Raw genomic sequence first — 14383 nt, 5'->3', positions numbered from 1 at the left:
CGGTGGAAGACAGGGACTGATCTATCGTCGTATTCTTTTTCATGGACTCGCCCTCGCTGTCGTTGGCTTCTTAGACCGCCACCGTGGCGCATTGACGCCTCGGCGTGGGCGAGTCCATGTAATTACAGCCGAATAAACCCACACCCTGAAGTGTTCACGCCTGGCCCCTCTCTCAGGAGACACACTTGATGAGCACTTCGTCCCGGCGTCACTGGCTACTGATCCTCGTCGGCCTCATCCTCTGCCTGGTCGCCGGCACTGCCCTGGCCAACGGTGACGGCGATGGCCCGCCCATCCCCACGTGTCCCAAAGGCAAGGTCTGGGACAGCAGCATCCGCCGTTGCGTGCTGAAAACCAGCCAGCTGCTGCAGGACGCCGACCGCGCCGCCTATGCCTACCACCTGACCAGGCTGGATCGCTCCCAGGAAGCCCTGGACCTGCTCGACACCCTCCAGCAGCCCGACACCCCGCAAGCGCTCAACTACCGAGGTTACGCCACCCGCAAGCTGGGGCGCGTGGATGAAGGCATCGGCTACTATCTGAAGGCAGTGCAACTCGATCCGCAGTATGTGCTGGTGCGTGAATACCTGGGTGAAGCCTACGTACTCAAGGGTCGCCTGGATCTGGCCCGGGAGCAGCTGCAAATGATCGAGCGTCTGTGTGGCCGCGACTGCGAGTCCTATGAGGACTTGTCAGCCTCGATCGCGCACCCTGAAGCGCTATGAACACCTGTCCTGATCTGCGGAGGCGACCATCGCGGCCTCGACCGATATGCGCAATCAGCTGGGCCCCCACCTGGCGCGCCTGTGGCGTTACGCGCTGGTGTTGTCGCGCCAGCCGCAGCTGGCCGAAGACCTGGTGCAGGCGACTTGCGTACGGGCACTTGAGCGCGCCGGGCAATTTACCCCCGGCAGCCGGCTGGACCACTGGCTGTTCTCGATCCTGCGCTCGGTCTGGCTCAACGAACTGCGTGCCCAGCGCGTTCGCCGAGGGCAAGGCCAGGTGGAGGCCGAGCAGGTGTTGGTCGTCGATGGCGAGCAGATTGCGCAATGGCATGTCTATGCCAGCGAGGTGCTGCGCCAGGTCAGCGCCCTGCCCTCGGCCCAGCGCGAAACACTGTTCCTGGCTTACATTGAAGGCTTGGGCTATCGCGAGGTGGCACAGCTGCTGGGCGTGCCGGTGGGCACGGTGATGAGTCGCCTGGCCGCTGCACGAGTGAAACTGGCGCAGGGCTCGTCGGCCCCGGGAGACCTGTCATGACCCCGCACATCAACGCTCCCGTCAGCGATGAAACCTTGACCGCGCTGATTGATGGCGAGCTCGAAACTATCCACGCCCGCCAAGTCCAGCTGCAGATCGACGCCAACCCGGCGCTGGCTGCACGTCTGGCGTGGCTGCGCCAGGGCGGGTTGACCCCGCTCACCGAAGCTTTTGACGACTTGCTCTGCCAGGCACCGCAAACGCGGCTGGCCTCCATGCTCGCGGCATTGCCTGAGCCACCGGCAGCTCCCGCTCGCGTCACCGGCATTGGCAGGCGTCAGTTAGTGGCGGCCGCCGCCGGGTTGTTCGCCTTCGGGGTGCTGGCTGACCGCGCCTGGCTGGGCTGGCTGGCCAGGGCCCGGCTGAACCAGGACAACTGGCGTGAGCAGGTGGCCGACTACATGGCACTGTACACCCGCAGCACCCTGGAGCAGTTGCCCGTGGATGCCGCCAGCCAACGGGCGCAACTGGCGATCGTGAGCGAGCGCCTGGCCTTGGCATTGACGCTGGAGAGCGTTCAGTTACCGGGGCTGACCCTCAAGCGCGCGCAGCTGCTGCAATACGATGGCCAGCCGATTGCCCAGCTGGCCTACCAGGACACCAGTCACGACCCGCTGGCCTTGTGCATCACGCCTCGAGAAGGCGAAGCTGGACTGGCACACGAACGCCGGCAGGGGCTGAATCTGGTGCACTGGGCGACCCACCGGCATGCTTTTCTGCTGATTGGCCGCAGCCCGCCAGCCAGCCTGGAAACCATGGCAATCCTGATCCGAACTCGATTGCAGGCCTGATATGTCCAGACACCCCCTGTTGCCCCTGCTGATGGCTGCCAGCCTGCTCGCTCCCGCGGGTCAGGCGGCCGACACCTGGCGCCTGAGCAAGGACGAAGACGGCGTGCAGGTGTACCTGAGCCAGGTGCCGGGCTCGCGCTACCAGAGTTACCGCGGAGTGGTCGATATCCAAGCGGATGTCTCCACCCTGTCGGACCTGCAGGAAAACCTGCGGGTCGCCTGCGCCTGGCTGTATGCCTGCGCACAGATGGAGCTGCTCAAGGTCAAGGGCGATGAAACCTGGGTGTACATGAAAACCAAGTTGCCCTGGCCCGCCGAGCCGCGCGACCTGGTGCTGCACGTGGTCACCGAGCGCAAGGACAACGGCAAGCTGCTGCGGCGTATCAAAGCAGTGCCCCATTACCGCCCACGCGTCAAGGGCTACATCCGGGTGCCCTACCTGTCCGGCCTCTGGATTTTCGAGCCCACTGGCGAGCGTCAAACCCGGGTGATCTACCAGATGCGTGCCGAACCCGGCGGTGAAGTGCCCGCCTGGCTCGCCAACCGCTTTGTCATCGATGCGCCGATGGAAACCCTGCGCACCTTGCGCGCGGTGGCCGAACGCCAGGGCATCCGTGCGCCCAAGCCCTGACTCATTTACCCTTCGCCAACCCTGAATCCGCTGGGCTGGGTTTCACCACCTGGTTCAATCAACTGCGGTTTGCCATCGTTGATCAGCTCAATGAGCTTTTTCGCCGCGGCCATGTCCCGGTCGAGGACGCTAACGTTGTCGAACTGGACGAATTCGTCAATATCCTGACGCTCGAGTTCAGTCATCAGGTTTTGCAGGTTGCCGGCAGTGCGTTGCGCGTCCACATAGACAGTCCCCAAGCCTGCATTGCGGGCGTACTGCCAGTCGAATTCATCTTCAGATAGTCAGCACGGGCGGCCACCGTCGATCCCTCATTGGAGGCGGGCTGCAGGGGTGTCTGAAGGGCCTGCAACAGATGTATGTCAACTTAGCATCAGTGCTCCAAAGCGCAAGCCGATGTGCGCCATGTGTTTCAGAACGGCGATCCCCATGGTTTGACCCAAGGCAATTTGCCTTTACCTTTCGTGACCGTTCATCGCCTCGTCAAGCAGGACATTTCTGGCCAATAGTCAGAGCAAGTGCTTGATTTAATGGCGAATTGATCTCAAAAAGCCAGCCCTTCCAGCGCCCAAACCGGGGGTCTGAATGTCAGTTCCTTGACACGCTTTTGCCCCACTGGTCTACACCTAGTTTCAACAGTCTCAGGTTCCTTACAACCCTTCCAAATCTTACGAGGCACGCCAACATGGACGTGAGCGTATTTGGCACAGGTTACGTCGGTCTAGTTCAGGCCGCGGCCCTGGCGGATGTTGGACACAGAGTCCTCTGTGTGGACATCGATCATAATAAAATCAGTCAGTTACAGCGCGCAGTTCCTCCAATACATGAGCCTGGTTTGTCGACCCTGCTGGAGGAAAACATCAAGGATGGACGGCTGCTTTTCAGCACCCAGGCCAGCGATGCCGTCACCCATGCAGAGCTGATTTTCATCGCCGTCGGCACCCCTCCCGATGAAGACGGTTCGGCCGACCTCAGCCACGTACTGGGGGTGACCCGGGAAATTGCCCGGCTGATGACCACCGACAAAATTCTGATCATCAAGTCAACGGTTCCGGTCGGCACCGCCGACAAGGTGCTCGCCGCAGCCCGCCACGAACTGCAACAGCTCGACAAGCACCCGCTTAGCGTTCGGGTGGTGTCCAACCCCGAGTTTCTCAAGGAAGGTAGCGCGCTCAGCGATTGCACCCGTCCGGACCGCATCATCATCGGCACCGACGACGAGCTGGCCCGTGAACAGATGAGCGAGCTCTACGCGCCCTTCTGCCGCAACCGCGAAAAACTGATGTTCATGGATTGCCGCAGCGCCGAACTGACCAAGTACGCCGCCAATGCCATGCTCGCGACCCGCATCAGCTTCATGAACGAGCTGGCCAACCTCAGCGAGTTGCTGGGCGCCGACATCGAGGCGGTCCGCAAGGGCATTGGTTCGGACCCGCGCATCGGTTACCACTTTATCTACCCCGGCTGCGGCTTTGGCGGCTCGTGCTTTCCCAAGGACCTGCGGGCCCTGCTGCACACCGCCGAACACAGCGGCATGCCGCTGCGCCTGCTGCAAAGCGTCACCGACGTCAACGATGCCCAGCGCCACGTGCTGTTCGCCAAACTCAAGGCGCGCTTCCCCCATGGGGTTGAAGGCAAGCGCATCGCCGTGTGGGGGCTGGCGTTCAAGCCCAACACCGATGACATGCGTGAAGCGCCCAGCCGCTACCTGATCGAAGCCCTGTGGGCCGAAGGTGCCACGGTGTGCGCCTTCGACCCGGAGGCCATGGCCGAATGCCGCCGCCTCTACGGCTACCGAAATGACCTGCAACTGTGCGCTACCCGTGACGACACCCTGGAGGATGCCGATGCCTTGGTGATCTGCACCGAGTGGAAGAACTTTCGGGTCGTCGACTTCGACCTGCTCGCGCGCAAGCTGCGTTCGAAAGTGATCATCGACGGCCGCAACCTGTACAACCCCGAGCAGGTCGCCGCCTACGGCTTGTACTACAGCGGCATCGGCCTGCGCCACTACGCTGCAGCCGGGACGGCACAATGAAAGTGCTGGTCACCGGCGCGGCCGGCTTCATCGGTGCCCATTGCGTGCGTCGCTTGCTGCTTGATGGCCATCAGGTCTGCGGCCTGGACAACTTCAACGACTACTACGACCCGGCGCTCAAGCACGCCCGGGTGCGTTGGGTCCGCGAACAGGCCGGTGACTTTCAGCTGTGGCGGGTTGACTTGGCCGACCACCAGGCCATGGCCGAGCTGTTCGAGCATGAACGCCCCCAGGCGGTGATTCACCTGGCCGCCCAGGCAGGGGTGCGCTACTCGCTGGAAAACCCGCGCGCTTATGCCGACAGCAACCTCACAGGCTTTCTGAACATCCTTGAAGGCTGCCGTCGGCACCCGGTCCAGCACCTGCTGTATGCCTCTTCAAGTTCAGTGTATGGCGCCAACGAGCAGGTGCCGTACCGCGTCCAGGACAACGTCGACCATCCGCTGTCGCTGTACGCCGCGACCAAGAAAGCCAATGAACTGATGGCCCACAGCTACAGCCACCTGTACGGCATCCCCACCACCGGCCTGCGGTTCTTCACCGTCTACGGCCCCTGGGGCCGGCCCGACATGTCGCCGATCCTGTTCGCCCAGGCCATCGCCCAGGGCCAGCCACTGAAGCTGTTCAACTACGGTGAGCACCGCCGCGACTTCACCTACATCGACGACATCATTGAAAGCCTGGTGAGGTTGTTGCCACTGCCGCCCACCGCGAGCGCCGACGTAACGCCCGACCCGGCCACCAGTCGTGCACCCTGGCGGATTTTCAATATCGGCGGCCAGCACCCCGTCGAACTCAAGGAGTACGTGGCCTTGCTGGAAAAGCACCTGGGCCGCTTTACCGAGAAGGTTTTACTGGCGCTGCAACCGGGAGATGTGCTGGACACCTGCGCCGATACCACGGCGCTGGCCCAGGCCACCGGCTTTTATCCACGGGTGGAACTGGACGAGGGCCTTGCGCACTTTGTGTCCTGGTTCCGTGACTACTACTCCCTGCCCGCCGAGGACAGGTCGGCACTGGCAGTGTCCGCACATCGGAGTATCAAATGACCGGACAGCCTAAAGACGCGGCCCTGCAAGGGCTGCAACAAGACATGCGCCTGGACCCGGGCCATCGCATGCGCATTGATGCGGCGATTCACCGTCAGGGCCGGGGATGGATTACCGGGCGCCCCGGTGGCCGGCCCTGGAACCTCTCGCGCACCAACCGTGTGGTCGCCTGCTTTGGCGCCCTGGTGCTGCTGGTGCTGTTGGCGCCGCTGTTGCTGGGGCTGGCGGCCGTGATCAAGTACAGCAGCCCGGGGCCCATATTCTTCGTGCAGAAACGCACAGGCTTCAGGGGCCGCAGCTTCGGCATGTACAAGTTCCGCACCATGGTGGTCAACGCCGAAGCCCTGAAAGAGTCGTTGCGCCACCTCAACAAGCACGGCGCCGACTCGATCGACTTCAAGATCGACAAGGACCCGCGCGTCACGCCGATCGGCCGCTGGCTGCGGCGCAGCAGCCTGGACGAACTGCCGAACCTGATCAACGTGGTCAAGGGCGACATGCGCCTGGTTGGCCCGCGCCCCACCTCGTTCAACGCTTACCGCTACAAGGACAGCCATCTGGCGCGCCTGAGCATCTACCCCGGCATGACCGGCCTGTGGCAGATCTCCGGGCGCAGCAACATCGACTTTGACCAGCGGGTGGAGCTCGACCTGAGCTACATCGCCGAGCAAAGCTTCAAGCTTGATCTGATCATCTTGTTGAAAACCCCCTTTAAAGTCTTCAGTGGCCACGGAGCAAGTTGAAATGGACGGTTCCTCTTCCAGAAGCTTGACCATAGCGAGTCCGAGCGAGACCAATCTGACCTCGACCGTTCTCAACCAGGATCAACGGATCCTCATGCTGACCGCGGCCAATTCCGGCACCGGCACCAGCACCAGTGCCCTGGCGCTTGCCAGCCAGCTGGCGGGCACGAGCAGCGGCGGTGTGCTGCTGGTCGACGCCAGCGCCAGCCCCACCAACATCAGCCAGCAACTGGGGCTGGGCAAGGAGCGCGGTTTTCGCGACCTGTTGTTCAACCGGGAGACGCCACCGTCGGTGTACGACTGCATCGTGCACTTGTCGTCCCTGCCCTTCAACATCCTGCCGGTTGGCCATGCCACCCGTGGCAACGAGCGGCTGAGCCCGGAGCGGCTGCGCCCGCTACTCAAGCAATTGGGTGAGCAATACCGCTTTGTGGTGATCGACGGCGATGCGGTGTACACCGGGACTGACACCTTGGTGATCGGCACGCTGGTCGATGGCGTGGTCCTGGTGGTGCAAGCCGAAGACACGCGCTGGGAAGTGGCCCAGGCCGCCGCCCAACGCCTGACCCAGGCCGGTGCGAGCCTGATCGGCAGTGTCTTCAACCGACGCAAGTACTACATGCCCAAGTGGCTCTATAACAACCTGTAATGCCAGGTCAGGGACAACACCAAGGACAAGATCAAGGACAAGACCATGAAAGCCAGATTGCTTGCGTTGATGCTATTACCCCTGGTTGGCTGCTCCAGCCAGCAGGAGGCACAAATGCCGGTGCAAATCCTTACCGCTGCGCCAGCCAACGCCCAGGACAGTGAGGTCTCCAGAACCGAACAGGTGCTGCGGCCCCAGGATGTGCTGGATGTCATTTTCCATATCAGCACCAGCGGCTCGGATGCCTACCGGGTACAGTCCGGCGACACCGTGGCGCTGACCTTCGATTCGGCCACCCAGCTTAATGGCAACCAACTGGTGCTGCCCGACGGCACCATCCAGCTGCGCAACCTCAACACGCCGGTCTACATCGCCGGCATGACCACCGACCAAGCCCGTACCGCAATCCAGAAAGCCTACCGCGACAAGAGCGTATTCCAGCGCAACCGCGACGGCATGAGCGTCGCGGTCATCAGCCCGCTGACCAACGAAGGCAACCTCAAAAGCGCCCTTAATCACCCCGCCACCGGCATGAGCCGCGAGATCACCGTGGGCAATGACGGCCACGCCAGCTTCCCGGAAATCGGTTCGATCCCGCTGCAAGGCATGACCCTCAACCAGCTGGAAAAATACCTGAACGAGCGCTACGCCTCGTTGCCCGGGCGCATGCGGGTGGACGTACTGCTCAAGTCCACGGCCGGCAACGAGATCTACGTGTTGGGCGAAGTCGGCCAGTCCGGCGCCTTCCCGGTCCGCCGCCCAGTCTCGGTGCTGGAAGCGCTGACCCTGGCCCGTGGCCCGAACATCAAGGCCCGCCTGGACTCGGTGGTGATCATGCGCCGCAACGGCAACCAGGTCGACGCGCACCGCTATGACGTCGACAAGCTGCTCGACGGCAAGGCCGACAAGGTCGCCTTCCTGCAACCGGGCGACATGCTCTACGTGCCCAAGACCCGCCTGGCCACCGCCGGCGAACTGTCCAGGCAACTGGCGGACGTCGTGCTCTTCCAAGGGGTGGGTTTCAGCTTCGCCTACCGCGTCGACAACAAAGACAGTGACAATTGACCAACAAGGGCACGGCCATGAATCCAAAGGAAAACTACTTACATGAGTTCTTCAGGATCTTCTTCGCCAACCGCCAGTTGGTGAAGCGTGTGTTCCTGATTTTTGCAGCCATCGCCCTGCTGTTGCCGCTGGCACTCAAGCAGAGCTTCGACATCACCGCACAGGTCATTGTGCAATCGAAAAAGCTTTCGCAAAGCGATGCGGCGAGCGGGCTGACCACCGAAACCGACAAGTTCATCCCGCCGTCGCTGGCGGACATGGAAACCGAGAGCAACATTCTGCGCTCGCCAACGCTGATCCGCGAAACCATCAGCCAGCTGCGCGACGAAGGCCAGTACGCGCCCGCCGAAGGCGTCTTCAAGTGGTTAATCGTCGACCCGTTCCGCCAGTACGTCATCAACCCGCTGCGCGAGTCGGTGATCAACCCGGTACGCGCACTGCTGGGCCTTGAAATCGACCCGGTACGCGACACCACCCTTGATGATCTGACCACCCAGGCGCAAAAAGACCTGACGATCGAAACCCTGCCAGGCTCCAACGTGATCTCGATCACCTACAGCTTCAGCGACCCGGCCCAGGGCACGGTGTTTGTCGCCAAACTGTTGGACAACTACCTGAAAAACCGTCAGGACTTGCAATCCAACGACCTGCCACAAGCCTTTTACGAGCAGAAAAAAGCCCAGTACCAGGCCCGCCTGGATGGCCTTGAAGGCAAGCGCCAGAGCATGCTCGAAAGGGTCAAGACGGCTGATCCGAAGGAGGAAATCACCTTCCGCCTGAACGCGATCAACACCGAAGAGCAAGCGCTGAACCTGTACCACGACCGCCAGCTGCAAAACAAGCAGTGGCTCAGCTACCTGCAGAGCGCGCTGGCGGCGGCGAAGAAAGCCAGCGCCTCGCTCGACCCCTTCCCGTTCACCTTTACCACCACCGTTGACAACGTGGCATTCGAGGACCGGGAGATCAAGGTCCTGGGTGAGCGTCTGACCCAGCAGGTCGGGGCTTACATCAGCGACTCGAGCGTGTTCATGGCGTCCAGCGAGCCCATGCGCGCGCAGCGTGAACAGATCGCCTTGACCCGCGGGCAGTTCCTGAAAATCGTCGAAAACCGCATCCGCGAGCGTACCAACGACCTGACCGTGACGCAAAACGTGATCGACCAGAAAAACCAGCGTATCGACCAGTACAAGAACCGCGTCCGCCAGCTGCAGGAAACCCAGAGCAAGGTCGGCCAGTTGGACACCGAGCTCAACGCGCTGGCGTCGGCATTCGGTCTGTACACCCAACGCTTTGAAGAACGCAGCAGCATGAACCAGCTGGACAACCTCTCCAACGCCCGGGTCTTGAGCCCACCCTACGAGCCCACCGAGGCGGCCTTCCCGCGGCCGCTGCTGATCATTCCGTTCGGTTTGCTGACCGGTCTGCTGCTGGGCGTGGCACTGGTGTACGTGCGTGAGTTCTTCGACCACCGCTTCAAACACCCGGCCCAACTCACCCATCAACTGGGCTTGCCTGTGCTGCTGGTGATCAACGAGCAGAACAGCGGTGCCCCGGCGGCTGACGTGCAACAGGGCGCGTTGCCGAAACTCTGGCACTGGGTGCGCAATTGAACGCGCCACAACCCGCGCCGCTGCCGATCGTGCACCTGCTCAGCAGCGGTGGCTTTTATGGGGCCGAGCGGATGCTGCTCGACCACTGCCTCGCCACCGCTGGCGAGCATGAAGTGGTGTTTCTCGATGCCCCGGTGCAACTGGTTGAACGCTTTCGTGCCGCCGGGGTGAACGCCCGGCGTTGCGAGGGGCTGGGCAGTCTGATCAAGTACCTGCGCGGCCGCCGGGCCGCGCGGCCCCTGATCAACACGCACAACTTCAAGGGCCTGCTGTTTGGCTGGGTGGCGGCGACGTTGTTGCGCCTGCCGCTGGTCATTACCCAGCACGGGTTCACCCCGCGCAGTACCAAGCAGCGTTTTTACACTTGGTTGAGCCTGCAGCTGTGCCGCACGCCGTCGGTGCGGCGGGTTGTCTGCGTGGCGGAAAGCATCGCCCGGCTGCACCGCCTGGCCCATGTGCGGGCGGACAAACTGCAGGTGATCCCCAATGGCCTGCCGCCGGCGGCCGAGATGCCCAAGCGCCAGGCCGAACCCTGCACCCTGGTCGGTTATGTCGGTCGCTTGAGCCGCGAGAAAGGCCCGGACCTGTTTCTCGATGCACTGATTCCCCTGGCCCGGGAGCATTCACACTTGCACGCCGTAATGCTGGGTGACGGGCCGGAACGCGACGTGCTGCAGAGCCGCATCGACGACGCGGGCCTGGGCAGCAACATTCAACTGCCCGGCTACCAGACCGAGATGCGCCACTGGTGGATGCAGCTGGACCTGCTGGTCATCAGCTCGCGGACCGAAGGCACGCCAATGATCATGCTTGAAGCCATGCAGGCCGGGGTGCCGGTGGTGTCGTTCGCCGTCGGCGGGATCCCCGATGTACTGGAGGACGGCATCAACGGCCTGCTGGCAGAACCTGCCAACAGCGCCGCACTGGCCGCCTGCATTGACCGCCTGATCGACGACCCGGGGCTTGCTCGCGCCCTCGCCGAGCGGGCCCGTCATACCCAGCAAGACCGCTACCACTTGCCGGTGCTCGCCGAGCGCTGGTCGCAGCTTTACATGACGACGGCACAGGGAGCCTGAGCATGATTATTCCACTATCACTGGTGTGTGCGCTGGCACTGGCCTGCCTGCTGTTGTTGGCCAGCCCCTGGCCGTTTCTGGCACCCGGCGCGGTGCTGGGCCTGGTCGGTCTGCTGGTGATCTACCGCAAACCGTCCTGGGCCTTGCTCTGCATCATCGCCCTGGTGCCGCTGGAAGGCCTGTTCAAAGACAGCGGCGTCACCGGCGCCAAGCTGCTGGGCGCCTCGTTGATGCTCATCCTGCCGCTGCAACTGGCCTTGCGCCAACTGCCGGCCGAGCGCTTGCGCAGCAACCTGTGGGTGCCGTTGCTGGGCTTTCTGGCGCTGTATCTGCTGAGTTTTATCGCCAGCGAACACCATGAACTGTCGCTCGGCCACCTGCGCGAACTGCTGATCGGCCTGATCATGTTCGTCATCACCCTGCTGCTGGGGCGTGACCTGAACCTGGCCTGGTTCCTGCGGCTGGTCAGCCTCAGCGTCGCACTGACCTGCGCCATGGCGATGTTCTCCAGCGCTTACCAGGATCAGGGCCGGGCCTCGGGCCTGCTCAAAGACGCCAACCTGTTTGCGATGATGATCGCCATTGCCGTGCCGATGGCGTTGCTGTTGCTGCTCAAGAGCCCCAACGCGGTGCAACGCCTGCTGTGGCTGGGCTGCTCGGTGCTGTTGCTGGCGGGCATGACCAAGACCGAATCACGCTCGGGGCTGGTGGTGCTGCTGATCAGCCTGGGCATTGGCCTGTACCACTACCGGCTGCGCTTGCAACGTGTGCGACCACGCCACCTGGGCTTTGTGATGCTGGCCCTGGCACTGGGCCTGCCGCTGCTGGTGGCGGTAACGCCGGCCAGCTACATCGACCGGATCGCGTCGCTGAGCGTGCTCAAGTCGGGGGTCAACGCCTACGCGGATGACTCCCTGGGCCGGCGCGCCTCGTACATCGTGGTCGGCAAGAAGATGATCGAGGACAACCCGCTGCTCGGTACAGGCCCCGGCACCTTCCCGCTGCACTATGCCAACACCGGTTATTCAAAGGCATTCGCCTCCAACAGCCACAAGGTCATTGACCTGTACCGGCGCGCGCACAACACGTACCTGGAACTGTTCAGTGAGGTCGGGATTCCGGGTGGTCTGCTGTTCGTCAGCCTGATCGCCATGAGCCTCTACAACATGGCCCGCGCTCGCCGCGCCTGCTTGCAACAAGAGGCCTGGGCGCACGCCGACGTGGTCACTCACCTGGGCATGAGCGTGCTCGCCATGGCGTTGTTCTTGATGTTCCTCAGCGTGCCCAACCAGAAATACGTCTGGGTCCTGCTGGCCATGTCCAGCGTGATCCGCGTCGAAGCCGAACGCCGCCTGAGCGTGGAGGCGCGAGCATGAGCCAGATCAGCGTGGTCATCCCAATGTTCAATGAAGCCCGGCATATTGCCCGCACTTTGCGCGCTGTACGCCAGGCGGCCCAGGCAGCGAATCTGGACTGCGAGGTGATCATCGCCGACAACGGCTCCTCCGATCAGGGCCCGCAGATTGCCCGCGAGCTCGGCGCCCAGGTGCTGGTACTGCCGGGGCTGGTGATCGGCGCCTTGCGCAACCGCGGCGCCGCCGTAGCCAGCGGCACCTGGCTGGCCTTTATCGACGCCGACATGGAGATGCCGAAAAACGGGTTCAGCCTGCTGCTCGACGTCGAAGCCCGTGGCCACGCCGATGTGCTGGCCCTCGAGTGCCTGGCACCCACTGAAGCGCCCTGGTTCGCCCAGGCCTGGCAGCGCCGTCACACCCACCCCGACAAGCCCGCCACGCACCGGGCGAAGTGGCTACCGACCGCCAATCTACTGATGCGCAAAAGCTGGTTCGAACAGGTCGGCGGTTTTCACCCGACCCTGCGTACCGGAGAAGACAAGGAGCTGACCATGCGCCTGGCCGATGCCGGTGCGCGACTGATGATGGTCAGCCAGCCGATTGCCTTGCACTGGGGCTACGAAGGCAGCTGGGGCGAATGGCTGGGCAAGGAGATGTGGCGCCAGGGCAGCCATATGCAACTGCTGCGCGACCATGGCGCGAGCCTGCGGCTGCTGCGCTTTCCCTTGTTCGCCATGGCTGTCTGGTTGTTGGACCTGATTGCACTGGTGGCGCTGTTCACCGATGACCTTGAGATCACGCTGCTGTTTGCATTGCTGTCTGCCTTGCCCGCGCTGGTCCTGGCCTTGCGTCAGGGCTTCAAGCACCGGGACCTTTTGTTCGTCATGCAACTGTGGGGGCTGCACTGGATCCGTCTGCACCTGGCCGGTGCCGCCTTTGTACTCAACCTGTGTCAAAAAAACGCAAGGAGGCCCGCCCGTGGCTGAATTAATTTTCTGGCTCTGCCTATTGCTGCCCTTCTACGCCTACCTGGGCTACCCACTGACCCTGCTGCTGGCGACGCCATTCTTTGCCCGTCCGCCGTCACGGCGCAACACACCATTGACCGTCAGCGTGGTGATTGCGGCCTACAACGAAGAGCGCCATATCGTCGACAAACTGCGCACCGTGCTGGCCCAGGACTATGCCGCCCGCACCTTGCAAATCATCCTCGCCAGCGATGGCTCCAGCGACAACACGGTGGCCCGGGCCCGCACGGTCAACGATTCGCGGATTCGCATCCTTGACCTGCCCCGCCAGGGCAAGGCCGCGGCCCTGAACGCCGCGGTCGCTCAATGCGAGGGGGAAATCCTGGTGTTCACCGACGCCGACAACCAGTGGGCGATCGACACCCTGCGCCGTCTGTTGGAGCCGCTCAGTGATCCCGCCGTGGGCGCCACCGCCGGGCATATGGTGATCCCGGCGCCGGGCAAGGGCCTGAGCCTGGGTGACAGCCTGTACCGGCATTACGAAGGCTGGCTGCGCCGCCTGGAAAACCGCACCGGCTGCATGGTCTCGGCCGACGGCGCGCTGCTGGCGCTGCGCCGCGAGCTGTTCGAGCCGATCCCGGCCCAGGTCAACGATGACTTTTTTGTCAGCACCTGCGCGCCAATGGCCGGCAAACGCATCGTCTATGTCGAATCGGCGCGGGTGCTCGACCAAGGTGTGGATGAGGCCGACAAACAGTTCCGGCGTCGCCAGCGGGTCACCGTCGGCGGCTTGCAAAGCCTGGCACAACGCCGGACCCTGCTCAATCCATTGCGCCACGGCCTGTACGCACTGGCATTGATCAGCCACAAACTGATCCGCCGACTGGCGCCGGTGCTGCTGATGCCGCTGTTGTTGAGCAACCTGTGGCTGTGGGACGTGCACGGTTTTTACCGTTTCACCCTGGCCGCCCAGCTGTTGGCCTACAGCATTGCCATAGGCGGGCTGCTGGATGTGCGCCATCGCTTGCCGAAGCCGTTTCGCCTGGCGGCCTTTGTGCTGGTGACCCTGGCGGGCATGAGTGTCGGGCTGTGGCAGTTTTTGCGCGGCCAGCACTACAGCCAGTGGAACCCTGACCAGAATCGTTGAG

General features: G+C 63.0%; 14 protein-coding genes and 1 pseudogene. 14 read left to right on the top strand and 1 reads right to left on the bottom strand.

Translation table 11 applies throughout. The features are described 5' to 3' along the window. Positions 1-188: 188 nt before the first annotated feature. Genes GUY40_RS15575 through GUY40_RS15560 form a run of 4 tightly spaced genes read left to right on the top strand, consistent with a single transcriptional unit; the run spans position 189 to position 2682 of the window. Positions 189-725 (top strand): M48 family metallopeptidase, encoded by a 537-nt coding sequence (locus tag GUY40_RS15575; RefSeq protein ID WP_166569806.1) that lies wholly within the window; start codon positions 189-191, stop codon positions 723-725. 46 nt (positions 726-771) lie between these two features. Further along, positions 772-1260 carry an RNA polymerase sigma factor gene (locus GUY40_RS15570; RefSeq protein WP_166569805.1) on the top strand — a complete coding sequence of 163 codons (489 nt, stop codon included), beginning with the start codon at positions 772-774 and terminating at the stop codon, positions 1258-1260. Then, positions 1257-2051, top strand: coding sequence for a transcriptional regulator (locus GUY40_RS15565; protein ID WP_166569804.1), 795 nt, complete (start codon positions 1257-1259; stop codon positions 2049-2051). Before GUY40_RS15570 ends, GUY40_RS15565 begins: the two co-directional genes overlap by 4 nt. Before the next feature lies 1 nt (position 2052). Then, positions 2053-2682, top strand: coding sequence for an START domain-containing protein (locus GUY40_RS15560; RefSeq protein ID WP_166569803.1), 630 nt, complete (start codon positions 2053-2055; stop codon positions 2680-2682). A gap of 56 nt (positions 2683-2738) precedes the next feature. Here the strand turns inward: GUY40_RS15560 and GUY40_RS15555 are convergent. Continuing rightward, positions 2739-2945 (bottom strand): annotated as a pseudogene (locus GUY40_RS15555) (sulfatase); the annotation flags it as partial. A gap of 422 nt (positions 2946-3367) precedes the next feature. On the opposite strand from GUY40_RS15555, the gene GUY40_RS15550 reads away from it, so the two are divergent. The 10 genes from GUY40_RS15550 to GUY40_RS15505 are packed head-to-tail and all read left to right on the top strand — an operon-like array spanning position 3368 to position 14382. After that, the gene (locus tag GUY40_RS15550; protein ID WP_166569802.1) at positions 3368-4720 is read left to right on the top strand and encodes a UDP-glucose/GDP-mannose dehydrogenase family protein; all 1353 of its coding nucleotides are present in this window, start codon (positions 3368-3370) and stop codon (positions 4718-4720) included. Then, positions 4717-5769, top strand: coding sequence for an NAD-dependent epimerase (locus GUY40_RS15545; RefSeq protein ID WP_166569801.1), 1053 nt, complete (start codon positions 4717-4719; stop codon positions 5767-5769). Before GUY40_RS15550 ends, GUY40_RS15545 begins: the two co-directional genes overlap by 4 nt. Continuing rightward, a complete protein-coding gene (locus GUY40_RS15540) occupies positions 5766-6512 on the top strand; it encodes a sugar transferase (protein WP_166569800.1) in 747 nt (248 codons plus the stop codon). The genes GUY40_RS15545 and GUY40_RS15540 overlap by 4 nt, the downstream gene beginning before the upstream one ends. 1 nt (position 6513) lies before the next feature. Then, the gene (locus tag GUY40_RS15535) at positions 6514-7161 is read left to right on the top strand and encodes a CpsD/CapB family tyrosine-protein kinase (RefSeq protein ID WP_166569799.1); all 648 of its coding nucleotides are present in this window, start codon (positions 6514-6516) and stop codon (positions 7159-7161) included. A gap of 45 nt (positions 7162-7206) precedes the next feature. After that, positions 7207-8226 carry a polysaccharide biosynthesis/export family protein gene (locus GUY40_RS15530; RefSeq protein WP_166569798.1) on the top strand — a complete coding sequence of 340 codons (1020 nt, stop codon included), beginning with the start codon at positions 7207-7209 and terminating at the stop codon, positions 8224-8226. A gap of 17 nt (positions 8227-8243) precedes the next feature. Next, entirely contained in the window at positions 8244-9836 is a 1593-nt protein-coding gene (locus tag GUY40_RS15525) for a Wzz/FepE/Etk N-terminal domain-containing protein (protein WP_166569797.1), read from the top strand. Then, a complete protein-coding gene (locus tag GUY40_RS15520; RefSeq protein WP_256675771.1) occupies positions 9833-10912 on the top strand; it encodes a glycosyltransferase family 4 protein in 1080 nt (359 codons plus the stop codon). Before GUY40_RS15525 ends, GUY40_RS15520 begins: the two co-directional genes overlap by 4 nt. A gap of 2 nt (positions 10913-10914) precedes the next feature. Further along, a complete protein-coding gene (locus GUY40_RS15515) occupies positions 10915-12288 on the top strand; it encodes an O-antigen ligase (protein WP_166569796.1) in 1374 nt (457 codons plus the stop codon). Beyond that, entirely contained in the window at positions 12285-13253 is a 969-nt protein-coding gene (locus GUY40_RS28360; RefSeq protein WP_166569795.1) for a glycosyltransferase family 2 protein, read from the top strand. The genes GUY40_RS15515 and GUY40_RS28360 overlap by 4 nt, the downstream gene beginning before the upstream one ends. Beyond that, complete coding sequence (locus tag GUY40_RS15505) at positions 13246-14382, top strand: glycosyltransferase (protein ID WP_166569794.1); 1137 nt, start codon at positions 13246-13248, stop codon at positions 14380-14382. Before GUY40_RS28360 ends, GUY40_RS15505 begins: the two co-directional genes overlap by 8 nt. Position 14383: the final 1 nt, after the last annotated feature.

The organism is Pseudomonas sp. R5(2019), assembly GCF_009905435.1.
GTDB lineage: Bacteria > Pseudomonadota > Gammaproteobacteria > Pseudomonadales > Pseudomonadaceae > Aquipseudomonas.
This window is presented reverse-complemented; position numbering and strand designations above follow the sequence as displayed.

Bases quoted from the DNA above. Each gene is read 5' to 3' on its own strand.
- GUY40_RS28360 (WP_166569795.1), top strand. From the start codon at position 12,285: ATGAGCCAGATCAGCGTGGTCATCCCAATGTTCAATGAAGCCCGGCAT.
- GUY40_RS15530 (WP_166569798.1), top strand. From the start codon at position 7,207: ATGAAAGCCAGATTGCTTGCGTTGATGCTATTACCCCTGGTTGGCTGC.
- GUY40_RS15545 (WP_166569801.1), top strand. From the start codon at position 4,717: ATGAAAGTGCTGGTCACCGGCGCGGCCGGCTTCATCGGTGCCCATTGC.
- GUY40_RS15540 (WP_166569800.1), top strand. From the start codon at position 5,766: ATGACCGGACAGCCTAAAGACGCGGCCCTGCAAGGGCTGCAACAAGAC.
- GUY40_RS15565 (WP_166569804.1), top strand. From the start codon at position 1,257: ATGACCCCGCACATCAACGCTCCCGTCAGCGATGAAACCTTGACCGCG.
- GUY40_RS15550 (WP_166569802.1), top strand. From the start codon at position 3,368: ATGGACGTGAGCGTATTTGGCACAGGTTACGTCGGTCTAGTTCAGGCC.
- GUY40_RS15515 (WP_166569796.1), top strand. From the start codon at position 10,915: ATGATTATTCCACTATCACTGGTGTGTGCGCTGGCACTGGCCTGCCTG.
- GUY40_RS15560 (WP_166569803.1), top strand. From the start codon at position 2,053: ATGTCCAGACACCCCCTGTTGCCCCTGCTGATGGCTGCCAGCCTGCTC.
- GUY40_RS15575 (WP_166569806.1), top strand. From the start codon at position 189: ATGAGCACTTCGTCCCGGCGTCACTGGCTACTGATCCTCGTCGGCCTC.
- GUY40_RS15525 (WP_166569797.1), top strand. From the start codon at position 8,244: ATGAATCCAAAGGAAAACTACTTACATGAGTTCTTCAGGATCTTCTTC.
- GUY40_RS15535 (WP_166569799.1), top strand. From the start codon at position 6,514: ATGGACGGTTCCTCTTCCAGAAGCTTGACCATAGCGAGTCCGAGCGAG.
- GUY40_RS15570 (WP_166569805.1), top strand. From the start codon at position 772: ATGCGCAATCAGCTGGGCCCCCACCTGGCGCGCCTGTGGCGTTACGCG.